15 protein-coding genes are annotated in these 16347 nt (G+C 53.7%); 3 read left to right on the top strand and 12 right to left on the bottom strand.

Annotated features, from left to right (window positions below; genetic code table 11):
- Window positions 1–10: 10 nt before the first annotated feature.
- Together SACSAC_RS07155 and SACSAC_RS07160 are read right to left on the bottom strand one after the other, a co-directional pair.
- Complete coding sequence (locus SACSAC_RS07155) at window positions 11–337, bottom strand: hypothetical protein (RefSeq protein WP_051506939.1); 327 nt, start codon at window positions 335–337, stop codon at window positions 11–13.
- A gap of 225 nt (window positions 338–562) precedes the next feature.
- Window positions 563–1786 carry an NADH:flavin oxidoreductase/NADH oxidase family protein gene (locus SACSAC_RS07160; RefSeq protein WP_037284942.1) on the bottom strand — a complete coding sequence of 408 codons (1224 nt, stop codon included), beginning with the start codon at window positions 1784–1786 and terminating at the stop codon, window positions 563–565.
- 155 nt (window positions 1787–1941) lie between these two features.
- Between SACSAC_RS07160 and SACSAC_RS07165 the strand changes: the two genes are divergently transcribed.
- Window positions 1942–2535, top strand: coding sequence for a TetR/AcrR family transcriptional regulator (locus tag SACSAC_RS07165; protein ID WP_037284944.1), 594 nt, complete (start codon window positions 1942–1944; stop codon window positions 2533–2535).
- A gap of 110 nt (window positions 2536–2645) precedes the next feature.
- Here SACSAC_RS07165 and SACSAC_RS07170 read toward each other — a convergent pair whose 3' ends face one another.
- From SACSAC_RS07170 to SACSAC_RS07205, 8 genes are all read right to left on the bottom strand, one after another.
- A complete protein-coding gene (locus SACSAC_RS07170) occupies window positions 2646–3224 on the bottom strand; it encodes a TetR/AcrR family transcriptional regulator (protein WP_037284946.1) in 579 nt (192 codons plus the stop codon).
- Between the two features lie 104 nt (window positions 3225–3328).
- Window positions 3329–4027, bottom strand: coding sequence for an SDR family oxidoreductase (locus SACSAC_RS07175; protein WP_037284948.1), 699 nt, complete (start codon window positions 4025–4027; stop codon window positions 3329–3331).
- 253 nt (window positions 4028–4280) lie between these two features.
- The gene (locus SACSAC_RS07180; RefSeq protein ID WP_037284951.1) at window positions 4281–5576 is read right to left on the bottom strand and encodes an ABC transporter permease; all 1296 of its coding nucleotides are present in this window, start codon (window positions 5574–5576) and stop codon (window positions 4281–4283) included.
- On the bottom strand, window positions 5569–6474 hold the full coding sequence (locus SACSAC_RS07185) for an ABC transporter ATP-binding protein (protein WP_037284953.1): 906 nt from the start codon (window positions 6472–6474) through the stop codon (window positions 5569–5571). The genes SACSAC_RS07180 and SACSAC_RS07185 overlap by 8 nt, the downstream gene beginning before the upstream one ends.
- A gap of 76 nt (window positions 6475–6550) precedes the next feature.
- Window positions 6551–7450 (bottom strand): ABC transporter ATP-binding protein, encoded by a 900-nt coding sequence (locus tag SACSAC_RS07190; RefSeq protein WP_037284955.1) that lies wholly within the window; start codon window positions 7448–7450, stop codon window positions 6551–6553.
- A 116-nt stretch (window positions 7451–7566) separates the two neighbouring features.
- Complete coding sequence (locus tag SACSAC_RS07195) at window positions 7567–7956, bottom strand: GntR family transcriptional regulator (protein ID WP_037284956.1); 390 nt, start codon at window positions 7954–7956, stop codon at window positions 7567–7569.
- Window positions 7957–7984: 28 nt separating this feature from the next.
- Window positions 7985–8704 (bottom strand): hypothetical protein, encoded by a 720-nt coding sequence (locus SACSAC_RS07200; protein ID WP_037284958.1) that lies wholly within the window; start codon window positions 8702–8704, stop codon window positions 7985–7987.
- Window positions 8705–8998: 294 nt separating this feature from the next.
- Window positions 8999–9187: a hypothetical protein gene (locus SACSAC_RS07205; protein WP_018977850.1), complete on the bottom strand. Its 189-nt coding sequence runs from the start codon at window positions 9185–9187 to the stop codon at window positions 8999–9001.
- Between the two features lie 897 nt (window positions 9188–10084).
- Between SACSAC_RS07205 and SACSAC_RS07210 the strand changes: the two genes are divergently transcribed.
- Window positions 10085–11395: an MGDG synthase family glycosyltransferase gene (locus SACSAC_RS07210; RefSeq protein WP_037284961.1), complete on the top strand. Its 1311-nt coding sequence runs from the start codon at window positions 10085–10087 to the stop codon at window positions 11393–11395.
- Between the two features lie 440 nt (window positions 11396–11835).
- Here the strand turns inward: SACSAC_RS07210 and SACSAC_RS07220 are convergent, their stop codons facing one another.
- Window positions 11836–13524, bottom strand: coding sequence for a glycoside hydrolase family 13 protein (locus SACSAC_RS07220; protein ID WP_037284965.1), 1689 nt, complete (start codon window positions 13522–13524; stop codon window positions 11836–11838).
- A 306-nt stretch (window positions 13525–13830) separates the two neighbouring features.
- Between SACSAC_RS07220 and SACSAC_RS07225 the strand changes: the two genes are divergently transcribed.
- Window positions 13831–14817, top strand: a complete 987-nt coding sequence (locus tag SACSAC_RS07225) for a DUF5050 domain-containing protein (RefSeq protein WP_037284966.1) — start codon at window positions 13831–13833, stop codon at window positions 14815–14817.
- Window positions 14818–14894: 77 nt separating this feature from the next.
- Here SACSAC_RS07225 and SACSAC_RS07230 read toward each other — a convergent pair whose 3' ends face one another.
- Window positions 14895–16310 (bottom strand): nucleobase:cation symporter-2 family protein, encoded by a 1416-nt coding sequence (locus SACSAC_RS07230; protein ID WP_037284968.1) that lies wholly within the window; start codon window positions 16308–16310, stop codon window positions 14895–14897.
- Window positions 16311–16347 lie beyond the last annotated feature (37 nt).

Below are 16347 nucleotides of genomic sequence, written 5' to 3' on the forward strand. Positions count from 1 at the left end.
CCTTCTATAACTACTCCAATACGAAATAATCGTCTTCAACCGTACCGTCAAAAGCCAACCACAACTCGTAATAGCCGATTTTTTTATCCTGATATCGAATAGGCATGTAGACTCTCACATGATTATAATTCAAATCCGGATAGTTCAAGTAACTGATGGAAACGGATTGGATCTTTAACACGAGCTTGGACGGATCAAAATTCGAAAAGTACTCCTCATATTCGTCCGGCTCCTCCGTTTTATAATTGTTCAGACTTAACCAAAAACTGTCATGGCATCGTTTTTCCACATCGTATTTGACCAACCACTCTTTAAGATCGTCTGCGCTGAACAGCACGCTCACTCCTTTTTCAACCGTTCATTTAATTTCCCGAATAAAAAGAGACCCTTCATCGAAATGAATGATCTCTTTTTATGCACTCTTCTCATAATCTATGTTAAGCCAAATCGAGACCAGCCCCAAGCCTTATTTATTCTTAGGCGATCCGCACTGCGGAACCGGTCATCATTCCGGCAGCGGGAAAAACGAGTGTCCTTTTGGGGGATGCGATGTCCTGTCTGCTCAATTCGAGCGTCGGGGCATGAACGCCGCGATGCCCTGCTCGCGAAGCGTGTGCAGCAGCGGGTCCCAGCCGTTCGTATGCAGCTTGACCGGCTTGTCTTGCGCGATGCGCTTCATCTGCTGCTCGTAATAACTCAACCCGATCATCGCGCCGAGTTTGCGGTCCAGCGAAGAGAAACCCGTCGTCAGCCGCTGCGTGTTAACCGTGTCGTAACGGCCTTCCAGTATGTGGTTCGGAATATCCGGTACCAGGGCCATCGGGCGCGCAATGCCGATCATGGAAGTCTTGCCCGCGGTCAGCGCTTCTTCCATGCCCGCCTGCGAGCGGAATCCGCCCGTGACGACGATCGGCACGTCGACGAGGGAGCGAATCCGCTCCGCATACTTCAGGAAAAAAACTTCGCCGCCGTCATCGGCAGACATTTTCGGATTTTCGTAGTTGCCGCCGGAAATCTCGATCAGATCGATTCCGCGCTTCGCCATTTGTTCGATGACCGCCAGCGAATCTTCTTCCGTGAATCCGCCTTCCTTGAAGTCGGACGAATTAAGCTTCAATCCGATCGGAAAATCAGCCCCCAACGCCCCGCGCATCCCGTCATAAATTTCGATCAGGAAGCGCATGCGGTTTTCACGGCTGCCGCCGTATTCGTCCGTTCTGCGGTTGTCCGCAGGCGACAAGAATTGGTTGACCAGATAACCGTGCGCGCCGTGGATTTGAACGCCGGTGAATCCCGCTTCTTGCGCAATCTGCGCGGTGGCGACGAAGCGCTTCACGATATTTTTCACCTCCGCGTTCGCCAATTCGCGTGGAGCCTTGAACGCACGTCCGTAACTTCCCCCCATCGGAATCGCGCTCGGCGCGACGGGCTGCTTGGACATCGTTCGCGGCGACTGCTTGCCCGGGTGATTGATCTGCATCCACAGATGGGTGCCGCCCTGTGTTCCCGCCTGCGCCCAACGCTTGAGCTGTTCCATATCGCGTCGATCCTCGATCGCGACGTTACCCGGTTCCCCGAGCGCGCCGCGATCCACCATGACGTTCCCCGTAATGACGATCCCGGTTCCGCCTTCGGCCCATTTTCGATACAGCTCGACATGCAGGCGATTCGGCGAGTTGGATCGATCCGCCATCGCCTCGCTCATCGCCGATTTGAAAAATCGGTTTTTGATTACCGCTCCGCCCGGCAAGGTTAGCGGTTGCGCAACTTTTAACATTGTATTCATTGTCTCTGCTCCTTTTAAACAAACGTAAATATTTGGACACTTGTCAAGATCTTAGACTCATGATAAGCTTGCTCCCGACCTTAGGCAAGATTCAAATTCGGGCAAATGTCCGGTTTTGGACAGATTGCGAAATATGCAAAAAAGGAGGCTGCCCCGTGAAAAGAGATTGGACGAAAAAAACGACCCGCGGCGCGCAGCGGACGCTGGATGCTTTTACCGCCGCCATGCTGGACGCCCTCACCGGCAAATCGTTCGAACAAATCACAGTGAACGAGTTGTGCGAGAAAAGCAATTATCCGCGCGCTACCTTTTATAACTACTTCGACGATAAATACGATCTGCTGCATTACATCTGGCACTGCCTGAATCGACAGATTCGTTTGGAGCAGTATGAAGAAACAGAACCGGAGCAGCGATTGTTCGTCTTATTCGACCGGGCTTACGATTTTATCGAAGCTCATCAAAGCACGCTGAACCGGATCATCAAGCATAATGCCAAAGAGAGCTTTTTATTGTTCCATTTCCGCGTTCAGTTGGGCGACCGGGTACGCGAAATGTTCGATCCGAATATTTGCCGCTACCGCGATCAAGTTCCGCACGAAATCATTGCCGACCATTATTGCAATACCGTGCTTTTGGTGCTCGAATGGCGATTCTTGCACGGCAATGACGGCTCCAAAGAAGATACGCTGCGTTACCTTGAACATCTGCTCGGCGCTTTGAACGCGAAGTCCTTGCATGAATTCTAGGCGTATGGCCGACAAAAAGGGACGCTTCCTGAACAAACGGAAACGTCCCTTTTAAAAATCTGCTTGCACTTTTGAGAATGATAATTCTACTATATTCAAAAAAATCCGGCTTATTTCGTCAGAAATCGCGTCGCGCTGTTCATGACGCGAACCAGCTTCTCTTTGTCGATCGCGGTTCGTCCCATCGCTCTGATGCCGACGGACAAAGCTTGCAAATATTCGGCCGTTTCTTTGGGCTCGCAGTCGGACGAAAATTCCCCTTCTCGCTGCCCCCAAACGATAATCCGTTCAAATAGCTCCTCCGTCGACGCAACGGAACAAAGGGATTTGACGTTGATTTCGGCATCGCGCGCGGCCAGTTCCGTCATCGCGTTCACGATCATGCAGCCGGACGGCGAATGTTCGGATTCGGCGATCATGAATCCAAATACGGATCGCAGCGCTTCGGTTGCCGTCCGGGCCTGCTTCGCTTGGCTATTCAGCGTCGTTTCGACTTTGCCGATATACCGGTCCATCGCTTGCAAGAACAACGAATGTTTGTCGCCGAACGTGTCGTATAAGCTTCTGCGATGAATCCCCATATGTTCGACGAGATCGTTCATCGACGTCTTCTCGTATCCCTGTTCCCAAAAAAGCATCATTGCTTTCTCCAATACTTCGTTGATCTCGAATTCCCTGCTCCTAGCCATAACGATCCCTCCCAAAATCAATGTATCATGTCGGGATCGATAAGTGAAGAATGAGCCGGTTCTGCCGATTCGGCTTTGGCAGGCCGATCCGACCGATGCGTTTTTTACGCCAAATCCGGATACAGCGCGGCTACGCCTCCGGCCAAACCCTGTTGAACCTGACGGCTTATGTCGTCCGCCACGATCTCGTAAAGCCCGGCTTCGATGCCGTCGATCGCGATGCGCGCAATATCCGCAGGCGACGACTTTGGCGCTTGAACCCCTGCGGTCATGTCCGTATCCATGAACCCCACGTGCAGACCGGTTACCCGGATATTTTTGGGCGCCAATTCCAGACGCAGCGCGTTCGTGACAGCCCATTGCGCCGATTTGGCGGCCGAATACGCGCCTTCCGAGCCAATGTTGACCCACGACAACGCGGACAGGATATTCAGAATCGAACCGCCGCCGTTTTGCTCGATAACCGGCGCGAAGGCGCGCATCATCGACAACGTTCCGAACACGTGCGTGTCGAATTCCACATGAATATCTTCCAACCGGCCCGCCAGCAGGGACGCTCCCGTCCACGATCCCGCGTTATTGATCAATACCGTGGCGTCTCTGGCGATCTCGACGGCAGCCGCGACCGATTCCGGGTTCGTGACATCGAGCCGAAGCGGAATCGCTCCCGGCAGATCGACCGACTCCGGGTTTCTTGCGCCCGCATAGACTTTTGCTCCTCTGGCCAGAAGTTCGAGCGCCAATTGTTTGCCCAGCCCGCGGTTCGCGCCGCTTACGATTGCTACTTGTTTAGAAAAATCCATTTTTCATCCTCCTTTTTAGAACGATTGTTCTCAAAATGTCAAAAAAATAAGCTTTTACTTCTGACGCAACAATTTCACCTATCGGCAACTGCGGCGTTACAGCTAGCCCGGCTTGCAGGCGTGTCTTTTCGTACGTAGTATATTCCTTTCGAGAACGATCGGTCAACTATTATTTTTTCTTCTTTTTCCCGACAAAAAACCGCAAGCCGGCTATAGATAGCTATAGCCGCTTGCGGTCGAAGTGAACGATCTTTTAAATTTTATACGCCTTCATCGCTTTGCGCAGCTCTTTCATCGAAGGACGCTTGCCGTACATCAGCACGCCCGTCCGGTAGATCTTGGCCGACAGCCAGCCGAAGAAGAAGATCGAAGCGATCAGCAGCGCGAGCGACAGCAGGATCTCCCAGAACGCGATCTCGCCCAGGCCGATCCGCGCGATCATCGTCGTCGGCGACGTGAACGGCACGAACGACGAGATTTTCATTAGCAGCGAGTTCGTGCTGTTAAGGCTGAAAATCCCGATATAGAACGCGGCCAGCGACAGCATGGTCAGCGGCGTCACCGCTTGGCCGAGGTCTTCGGTGCGGCTGACGATCGATCCCACGGCGGCATACAGCAGCGCGTACAGGAAGTAGCCGAGGATGTAGAAGACCAAGCCGTAACCCAGCACGTCCAGCGGCATTTGCGAGAAATCGAGATCGAAGCCGGCCAACACGTTGCGGTTATGCGGCAGCATCAGATTGATCGCGATCGTGACGCCGAACACCCCGATTTGCAGCAATCCGACCAGGAATACCCCGATGACTTTGCCGAACATTTGCGTCAGCGGCGATACGCTGGTGATCAAGATCTCCATGACACGCGAGCTTTTCTCCGACGTGACTTCCGACGCGATCATGTTGCCCGTCAGCATCGCCGAGAAGAAGAACAGCGTCATCAGCACGTAGACCGTGATAAAGTTCATCGGATTGAACTTGTCGCTTTCCGGTCCGTCGGTCGGCGGCGTTTCCGTTCCTGCCGATTGGTCGTAGCTGGTCGCTCCAAGCCGAACCGGCGTCGTGAGCTGCGCGATCTGTTCGTCGCTCAGCGCGCCTGCCGTAATAAACCGCGTTTTGGCACTTTCCAGCGCAGGTTGCAGTACAGCTTGCACGTCAGCCGGTACAGAACCGCTTTCGGAAACAAACTCAACGGCCGGGAACGCTCCGCCTTCGCTCGGTGCAATGGTCAAGTAACCTTTCAGCTCCTGTTCCTTCGCTTCCGTATTCAACGCAGCCGTATCCGCTCCTTGCAGAGTCACGATTTCAATCTCGTTACCCGGCAGCGCCGACACATAATCCTCAATCTGCTGCGTAATCTCCGTCTGTCCGCCGTCCGCGATGCCAATCTTATTCGCTCCGGCTTCGTCCCCGCCCGTAAACAACTGAATAAAGAACGGCACATGAATCCCGATCGTCATCAACAAAGCCAACAGAAGCGTCGTGATCACAAAAGACTTGGTGCGTACCTTGTTTTTAAACGTAAAGCCGATCACCGTTCCCAGTCTATTCATTGCGCTCACCTACCGATCGAATGAAGATTTGGTTCAGCGTGGGTTCTTTTACTTCGAAATGCCGGACCTCGCTTTGGCTCATCGCTGCCGTCAATACGGGCACCGCGGCCGATTCGTCCGAGATTCGCAGCAGATAGCCGTTCGGATCGCCTTCGACTCCCGTTACGCCGGGAATCGCATCCAGTCCTTCAACAGCCGATGCGGTTTTCAAAAGAATCTGCTCGCGCGGGAAGCCGTTTTTGATCTCGCGGATATCGCCTTGCAGCACGGTCTTGGAACGATCCAGAATCGTGATATTCCGGCACAGCTCCTCGACATGCTCCATCCGGTGCGTCGAGAACAGGATGCTTGCGCCTTCGTCCCGAAGTTCTTTGACCGCCAGCTTCAGCAGTTCGACGTTAACTGGATCGAGGCCGCTGAACGCTTCGTCGAGAATCAGGATTTGCGGACGGTGCACGACTGCCGCGATAAAGCCCATTTTCTGCTGATTGCCTTTGGACAGTTCTTCGATCCGTTTGTCGTAATACTCTTCGGCTTCGAACTTTTTCATCCAATACCGAAGGTTCTTGTCCGCTTCCGCTCCGTCCATGCCGCGCAGCTTCGCCAAATAGACGATCTGTTCGCTCACCTTGACCTTCGGATACAGACCCCGTTCCTCCGGCAGATAGCCGACCATACGCTGCACGTCGCCCCCATATGGACGTCCTCCGTATGTAATCGTCCCGTCATCGGGATAAATCAGACCCAGTACCATGCGCATGGTCGTCGTTTTTCCCGCGCCGTTGGCTCCGAGCAATCCGTAAATTTCGCCTTCCTTCACCCCGAGCGAGATTCGATCCACAGCCGTCTTATCGCCGTAGCGCTTCACTACATTTTGTAAAATCAGTCGATCCGTCATCTTCATCCTCCTTCTCCATGTTCGTGGATTTGTGGATGTCCGCAAAGCGTTATGGGCTCTTCTCTGGTTGCTGCTTCTACAAGGTGTCTACGGAAATGCCTCCGTTCATCCAATGCTCCATCATCTCGTCCAATTCCAGTGCGCGTACCCGAATCGGCTTGGTGCCGGCTTCTTCGAGCAGCGCCGCCGCGCCTGCATAATCCAGCGTAACGAAGCGCACCATGCCCTCCGACTCGATCGCGGATTCCACGACGGCCGGCAGCTCTTCCAACAGTTCGTCGTCGCGGGCAATCCAGATTTCCCGGCCGCGATCCAGCAAAGAATCTTTTTCGAGCATGCCGAGCGAACGCCCCTTTTCAACCAGAATCAGATAATCCGCCATCCGCCGAACTTCTTCCACGATATGCGTAGACATCAGCACGGTCGCGCCGTCTTCGTCCACGCAGCGGCGAATTTCGTTCATCATCGTTTTCCAGGCAAAAGGGTCAAGACCCGAAGAAGGCTCGTCGAGCAGCAGCAGCTTCGGCCTTGTCGCCAGCGCAACGGCAATCTCGAACTTGCGGCGTTGCCCCTTGGACAGCTTGTTTAACTTCTTGCCCCCCGGTACGTCAAAGCGATGCAGCAATTCTTCGTACCGCTGCCAATCCCATTTGGGGTACCAGGATGCCCGAAACTCCGCGACCTCGTCCATCTTGAGACCGTCTTCTTCGGCAATGAAGTTCTCCGGCACGTACGCGATCCGGGATCGAACCTCAACAGGCAATTCACCCGAATACGTCTCTCCGAACCAGGCCATCTCGCCCGAATCCGGGTGGATCAACTGAGTGGCCAGCTTCATCAACGTCGACTTGCCGGAGCCGTTGCGTCCGATCAGCGCCGTTACATAATTTTCGTACAGCTTGAGATCAACGGGGCCCAGCGTCATTCGGTCTCGTTTTTTCACGACGTTTCGCCATTCAAGCACTGCATGTTCCATCGCTTCCCACTTCTCCTTCATCCTCTGGTTGCTGTTTCTCGGCCCGGATCGGGAAGCTCTCCTCCAACTCCCTTTGCCGCATTTGTGCGCAAGGGGCTTTTTGGCAGGATTCCCGTCTATTTACGCTCCGCTTCGCGAAGCGTTTCATCCACCAACTGACGAAGCTCATCCGGCGCATAGCCCACCGACCTCGCCGTATCCATCAGCTCACGTACCGCTTCCAGCACGATCTGCTTTTTATAAGCTTCGCGATCATCCGTATCTACCTTCGTCACGAAGGTTCCGGTTCCTTGACGCGTGCGCAGCAGTCCTTCGTTCTCCAGATCCTGATACACGCGCCGAATGGTGATGACGCTGCATTTCAGGTCTGCGGAGAATTCGCGGATGGACGGCAGCAGCGTACCTTCGGCGATCTGCCCGGTCACGATGAGCGAGCGCAATTGCGTCTCTATCTGATGATATAAGGGCTCCGCGCTGCTTTCGTTGATTTGAACGGGTATCCGCATGACTTCACTCCTTTATGTCCCATGATGCTCATGCCAGGTTTCGTTTGGGCAATTTGATGACGAGGGCGCGATACGATACATAGATCGACAAGACTCCCGCCGCGAAAAACGACCATGCAATAGGCGAAAAGACGCCATGTTCCTTACTGATTCGCATAGTGCCTTCTACGATATGAACGCCCGAAAAATGCAGGATCAGCACAAGCAGCGTCAAAGCAACGACCAACACCAGACTGTACCAGAAATAAGCCTTCCCGCGTACCGACAGCTCAAGCACGACGTAGGCGCTGTTGCTGATGAGACCAAAACCTGTCCATAGCAACGCAAAAGCAACAAAAGCGCCCGGGTCCAACTGTTCGCGAATTCCTGAATGCAAGGCATACATTAATCCAAACAACAAAATACCGTTAAATACCGTCGCCAACGCCAGTTGCTGGCAGCGAGCCAATGCAATGACCTTAGGAGAGATCGGCAGCACGCGGTAATAAGCCAGCATCTGCGTGTACGAATCTTCCGCAAGGAACTTCATCATGCGTCTGGAAAAATAATATCCGGTCATCGACGCGACGGCCCAAAAAAACAAATCGGCGACAAGCGAAAACCTCGCTTCCTCGGAGATCATCGAAACCATAAGTCCGCTAAAAAAGGCCATGTACGCAATAAATAAAGTCGAAGCGGTCAGATAATACCGATCGATCTTCAATTCCCGAACCACGATTCGCCAAGCCTGATTCCAGATTCTGTCCACCCCTTACCTCCGTTCTGCTCTACGCCGCACAGTGATGCAACAAGCCTTCGCAATCTGTGCTCCTGTATATATCAATAAGCACAATTTAACCGAATTATTTCTTTTCGTCAAGCCACCCTTTCGGCAACCAAAAAAACCGTCCTCCCGGCATAGAGCCGAAAAGGACGGTCGAGAATGTTCGATAACAGGTATTTCGCATATTGCCGATTTTGATCGTTTTGCCTGCGTTGGGTCGCAAGGCAAAGGCATCTTCACGATAAATCCGGTTACGGCCTAAGCCGCCTGAAACTTTTCCTAGGAAGCGGACGAGTTGAGCTTGCCCATCTCGTTCTCCACCACCAGCGTCAATTCTTCCTCGTAGCCACCCATAATGTGATACTTCCGAACGTATTCTTTTACGAATTTCTTCGGATCACTCGGACGGAAAATACGAGTCATTTCCCGCAGACTTTCCTTGACTTCGTTATGACCTTTGGTCGCCATCATAATTCCCTCCCGGAACGTATTTCGTTATCGAGAATGTCAAAAAAATCTGCTGCCGACAGACGCCCCTTGAGGTTATCGCCTTGTCCGCCGCGCTCCGTTGCCTAGTGTTACGGCCAACGACGGTGTCGCCGCGAAGCTAAACATCCACCTAACTTCTTAGATACCCGACGAAATGCTTACTGAATCACTTCCGGTTTGCCCTTTCTTCTCTCTCTTTGGCCGGATGCGACTCTCCTCCAAACGAAAAACGAAGCTAATGAACAGATTTTAAGAAGATGCTTACTTACGAGTATAACATTTTTCGACGAAATTGGATATGAAACGCGAGCAACGATCACATTTGTATTTTCCTTTATCTCGTTTCAAGTTCTTTACGAACTTATACCTATAGACGCTGAATGTTCGGAAAAGGTTGCGGGGGGAGGCGCGGGAGCGAGTCCGTTTCGACCTTCGCTTGGTTCGTTTTCCTCCCCCTCTGACTGGAATAAAGGATTTAGAGGAAGGGGAGGAAAGCCAAAGGCGCTACGGTTCGAAACGGACTCGCTCCTCGGGGTGTAGTTGGGAGAGGGGCTTAAAGAGTCAAATCTTAAGGGATTAACGGCTTGAGGCATTGAGACATTGAGACATTGAATTTTGGGTGGTTTGTCTTTCGTATCACGAAACTGCAACGTAGCTGGAAGCGAGAAGACGGAGAGAGAAATTCAGGTCAAGACGCCTTTGAACTCGGAAAATTCCTTATTCAAATCTATTCCATTTTCCGAGTGAGACAGCGAATTGAACGAATTTCTCTCGCAGTCTTCTCGCTTCCCCCACCAAAGCAACTTTCTCGAAAGTGTGAATGTGGGAGGAAAGTTGATATGATAGGATCATCTCGCAATTCCCAGGGAGGAAACTATGCAAGCGCAGGAACCAAACGTGCTGATCCTGTATGCCAGTTACGGCGACGGACATTATCAGGCAACCAAGGCACTGGAGAAAAGTCTCCATGAACGCGGCATTCATCAAGTCAAAATGCTGGATCTGATGGCCGAGGCACATCCGAAGCTGAATGATTTGACCCGATTTGTCTATATGCAAAGTTACCGAACGATTCCGGGCCTGTACGGCCTTGTCTATAACATGACCAAAGATATGAAAGCCGATAAGCCTTTTGCCCATATTCTGCATGCTTTCGGCACGCGCAGGCTGGAAGAATATCTGAAAACCGAGCGGCCGGGAGTCGTCATTCATACGTTCCCGCAGATGGTTATGCCGAAGCTTCGGCGCAAGATCGGGATGGATATTCCGATCGTTAACGTCGTGACCGACTTTGATTTGCACGGCCGTTGGCTGCATCCGGACGTGGACCGGTTCTATGTCGCGACGGAAGAAATGCGCCAGGAAGCGGCCGCGATCGGGATCGATCCGGAACGGATTACCGTCAGCGGAATCCCGATCAAAGAAGGCTTCGGATTCGGCGCGGCAAAAAGCGCTTCTGCGTCCGACGCAGAAGTTATGGGTGCAAGCGCCGATTCGAGCGAAAAGGAAAGCGAAGCGTCGACAGCGTTGCCGACGCTTCCCAAATCCGGTCAATCTGCACCTTTCGCAGAATCGCACGCGCTCGAATTTGCCGCAGCCCGCGCGCTGCGTATGGGCGAATCGCCCGTGCCGGGCATTTCGCTTGATCCCGCGCGCAAAACGGTGCTGCTCATGGCCGGAGCGTACGGCGTCATGCTGGGCTTGCGCCGCGTCTGCGACCTGCTGCTCGAACAAGACGATATCCAGATCATCGTCGTTTGCGGACGCAACGAAGAAATGCGCACCGGCCTTGCGCAGCAATACGCCAACAGCGAGCGTATTCAGGTGCTTGGCTTCACTGACCGCGTCGCCTCGCTTATGCGCATGAGCGACTGCATCGTGACCAAGCCCGGCGGCATCACGCTCGCCGAATCGCTCGCCTGTCGGCTCCCGATCTTCCTGTTCCGCCCCGTGCCGGGGCAGGAACGCAATAACGCCGTCTATCTGGAAGCGCAAGGCGCCGCCTTCGTCTCCCGCACCGCCGAAGAGCTGGCTACCCAGATCGCCTCTCTGCTAGGCGACCCGATCAAACTTCAAGCCGCTCGCGACCGCGCCGCAGCCTTAGGTCATCCCCATGCGTCCGACGAAATCGCCGACGATCTGATCGCCCGCTATCTGAGCAATCAACCCGCGGATATTTCGGGCTGACCCAGCCGAACATCCCCGCTCTCATCGTGACTTGATCGATGCAGCACCGCCGGCAACTTTTTCTCCGTCCCCCACTGCTCCAGTCCGGCCCTATCGACATAGGCCGAACTGGAGTTTTTATTTTCGGCACGCTTCCCTGACTCCGGCCAGTCCCTCACATCCCGCCACATTCTTCCTTCTAATCTCTTTTTCCCTCTTTTTTCTTCCCCCAAAAAAGAGCCTTCCTTTTTTTCGGAAAGGCTCCCGTGCTTTTTGCCGTTTCGCCAAGGAGAGGTGCAGCCCGCGGAGGGGGAGTGTCGCGAAGGTCGCCTTTGAGATCGAAGATCGAGACAGCGACCGGAGCGATACTCCCCCTCCGCATCCCGGGCGCAGCCAATCCCTCGCGAAACGCCACGGCAAAAAGTCAAAGCCTTCCCGAAAACGATCGGGAAGGCTCTCTTTTAACTCAACTTATACACCCGCGCCTCGTAAGGTCGCAGGTTCAAACTGTACAGTTCCTCGCCGTCGATCGGCTCGTAATTCGAAATCAGCAGTTCTTCCTTCATTCCCTGCAAATCTTCCGGCCACTCGAACGTCGGCGCGCCGCTGAAGAAGTTCAGAATGACGAGCAGCTTTTCATCTTCCCAATTCCGTACGAACGCATAAATTTCCTCATGCACCGGCAGCAGCAAGCGGTAATCGCCGTAGACGATAACCTCGTGCTTTTTGCGCAGTTCGATCAGTTTGCGGTAATGGTGGAAGATCGAATCCGGATCGCGGCGCGCCGCTTCAACGTTAATCTTGGGATAATTCGGATTAACGTCCATCCAGGGCTGACCGTCCGTGAAGCCCGCGTGCTCCTCGACGTTCCACTGCATCGGGGTACGGGCGTTATCGCGGCTCTTTTTCCAAATCCGCTGCATGACTTCTTTCTCGTCCATCCCTTGCTTCATGCACTGCTTATAGTAGTTCAAGGTCTCGACGTCCCGATACTGATCGATCGACGGGAAGCTCACGTTGGTCATGCCGATCTCTTCGCCTTGATAAATGTACGGCGTCCCTTGCAGGGTATGCAGGAACGTGGCCAGCATTTTCGCCGAACGCACGCGGTAATCGCCGTCGTTGCCGAAACGCGATACCTGGCGGGGTTGGTCGTGGTTGCTCATGTAGTTGGCGTTCCAGCCTTTTTTGTGCAAAACGGTCTGCCAGCGGCTCATGATCTTTTTCAGATCGATCAGCGTCCACGGCTTGATATCCCATTTGCCCGTACCGCCCGATTTCGCGTCCAGGAACATGTGCTCGAACTGGAAGATCATGTCCAGCTCATTGCGGCCTTCCCCGACGTAATCGAGCGCTTGCTCGGGGCCGAGACCGGACACTTCGCCCACGTTCATGATGTCGTAAAAGTCCAGCACGTCTTCGTTCAGCGTCCGCAGGAAGTAATGCACTTTGTCCAGATTGGAGAAGAAGTGGTACGCCTGCACGACCGGAAGGTTTTGCGGGTTGTCCGCGTTAGGCAAGCCTTCGGCCTTGACGATATGCGAGATCGCGTCGAAACGGAAGCCGTCCACGCCTTTTTCCAGCCACCACTTCACCATGTCGTGCAGCTCGCGGACCACCTCGGGATTTTCCCAGTTGAGATCCGGCTGTTCCTTCGCGTAGAGGTGCATGTAATATTCCTGCGTCCGTTCGTCAAACTCCCATACGGAGCCGCTGAAGTACGATTCCCAGTTGTTCGGATAACCGCCGTTCTCTTTCGGTTCGCGCCAGATGTAATAGTCCCGCTTCGGATTGTCTTTGGAGGACGAAGATTCGATAAACCATTCATGCTCGTGCGAGCTGTGGTTGAGTACCAGGTCCATGATGATGCGGATATTGCGGGCGTGCGCTTTTTGCAGCAGTTCGTCGAAGTCTTCCATCGTGCCGTACTTGCGGTCGATGCCGTAATAGTCGCTGATATCGTATCCGTTATCATAATCCGGCGACGCGTAGATCGGACAAATCCAGATCGCGTCGACGCCGAGTTCCTGCAAATAATCCAATTTCTCGATGATGCCGCGCAGATCGCCTTTACCGTCGCCCGTCGTGTCTTTGAAACTGATCGGATAGATTTGGTAAATGACGCTTTCTTTCCACCATTTTTTATTCATGAATTCACCCCGACGCGAATAGTAGTACCTTGTCAACACCAAAGGCAAGGTTACGTTCCCCTGAGATTTCGTACCTAACCCGTGTACGTTTCAGGAAAACGCAATCCTCCGATTAAGAGTTGAAAGGGTGGTCGTGTAGCCGAACCGTGCGTTTGTGTTTGCCGTCTATCCTTATTGTAACCATGTTAGGGGCAGGTTCTTTCAAAAATTCAGGAAGTGAGCGAAAAATGACGGAGGAAATCGTTCGGCGGTATCAGAACTTTCCTAATAATGGGCGCGTTCATTTTTGAAAGAGGAGGCGCTTGGATGGGAAATGCGAAAAAAAGCTGGCGACGAATCGGAGTGTTTTCGGGGATGTTCGTTCCGGTAGCAGTTGCTTGGTTGTTGTGGCATCATCATACCTCCTACACGCCCACCCCCGAGCTTTATCGCCTGGGACAGAGCTTGCCGACGGAGGAAGGAAGCTATTTTCTGCAAACGGACGGGGAGCGAACCTTTTTCATCGATCAGCAGGCGGGGCGGCGCATTTATGCCATGAACGCGCAGGGAGATGAGGTTGAATTGATCTCGGACCGGCCGGCTCTGCAGATTCTTTTGCATGAAGACTGGCTTTATTATACGAATCGCGACAAGGACGGCGGCATTTATCGGATGGGCAAAAACGGACAGAATCGCGAAAAGCTCGTCGACTCCTCCTTTTCCAGCCTCATCGGGGTTGCGAACGGACAGCTTTATTATCTGGACAGCGACGAAAATTATGCGCTTAAGCATGTGGATCTCCAGTCGGGAGCGATCGGAACCTTAACGAAAGACTGGATCGGTCCTGCCCAAATTCATGCCGGAAAGTTGTATGTCGTAAACCACTCCGAAGATTGGAACCTATACGTGATGAATCTGGACGGAAGTCGGGCACGGGAATTGATTGCGCAAAGCGTATACCAGTTCTTTTTCACTTCAAAAGGAATCGTGACGCAGACGGAACGGGGCGAGATCGATCTGCATCGGCGCCAAGCGAACGGGGAATACCATACGGTTCGGCTGATCGATTACGCGGCAAAAGTCTCGATCGTCAAAGATCGCCTGCTGTACAGTCTCGATAACGGGGTCATGTACCAAGCGGACCTCCCCGATAAAAAGCAGAAAACTATGCCCTCGACAAACGACGTGCCCGAGCCGCTGCTCCAGCCTGATCCTCCCGTGTTTGGAGCGTTTTTCGTCGTTGGCGATTGGCTGTATTACTACGATTCGATGAACACGTCCGCCAAGCTGCATCGGATCAGGTTGCCGAAATGATCCTATTTTTCAAGTCAAAAAGGACCGGCTTCCCTCTTCATGAGAGAAATCCGGTCCTTCTGATTGAACGGCATTATTTAAACCGCGCTGCCTACGCTCTTTTTCGAAGCGTCCGCCGAGGAAGTTTCCTGCGTCGCAGCTTCTTCCGCACCGCCGAATACATCGTCGTCCGACGTGACTTTGAGATGACCGTTCTTTTCGCCCAATCCGTTAAAGAGCAGGTTCATGATAATCGCCGTGAAGCTGCCCGCGATGATGCCGTTGTCCACCAGGATGCGAAGCTCTTCCGGCAGTCCCGCGAACAGTCCCGGCACGACTGATACGCCGAGTCCCATGCCCACGGAGCAAGCGATGATGAACAGGTTTTCGTGGCGGGACAGATCGACCTGATCGCCCAGTACGCGTATGCCGGACGAAAGAACGAGACCGAACAACGCGACCATAGCGCCGCCGAGCACGGAATGCGGAATCAATTGTGCGGTAGCCGCGATCTTCGGAATAAAGCCGACGATCACCAGCAGAATACCCGCCACGGCAACGACGTCACGAGTCTTCACGCGGCTCATTTGCACGAGGCCGACGTTTTGCGAATAAGTCGTGTACGGGAACGAGTTGAAAATGCCGCCCAGCATGATCGCCAAGCCTTCCGCACGGTAGCCGCGCGCAAGCTCTTTGGAGCCGATGTCCCGGCCGACGATACGTCCCAACACCATGAATACGCCTGTCGACTCGACCACACTGACGATCGCAACGAGGATCATGGTCAGGATCGCGCTGAGGTTAAAGACCGGAGCCGCGAAATGGAAAGGCGTGATCGCATGGAACCAGCTTGCGTTCGCGACCGGGGAGAAGTCTACTTTGCCCATGAATGCCGCGACGACCGTACCGACTACAAGGCCGACCAGGATCGATATCGAACGAATGAATCCGGTCGAGACGCGGTTGAGAATCACGATGAAGATCAGTACGCCGAAGCCGAGCGCGATGTTCGACAAGCTGCCGAAGTCTTCCGCGCCTTGACCGCCGCCCAGATTCGTCATGGCCGTCGGGATCAACGTCACGCCGATGATCGTCACGACGGAACCCGTCACGATCGGCGGGAACAGACGAATCAACTGACCGAACAGGCCGGAGAATATGAAGATGAACAAACCGGAAGCGATGATCGCCCCGTAAATGGCCCCGATGCCCATGCCCGGCGCGTTGCCGATCATGATCATGGGCGAGACCGCCTGGAACGCGCAGCCCAGCACGACCGGGAGCTTAATGCCGAACAGTCGATTGCCCCATACCTGCATCAGCGTCGCGACGCCGCACGCCAGCAGGTCGATCGCGATCAGATACGTGAGCTGCTCTTGGGTCATGCCGATCGCGTTGCCGACGATCATCGGCACGACGATCGCGCCCGCATACATCGCGAGCACGTGCTGCAAGCCGAGCGAGAAAGTTTTCGCCGGGTGGCGGTGTTTTTGGAAAATGCGGTCCGAACTCATAAAACGTGATTCCCCCTAGAATAATTGAAGTCGAAAC

It is taken from the genome of Saccharibacillus sacchari DSM 19268 (genome assembly GCF_000585395.1).
GTDB lineage: Bacteria > Bacillota > Bacilli > Paenibacillales > Paenibacillaceae > Saccharibacillus > Saccharibacillus sacchari.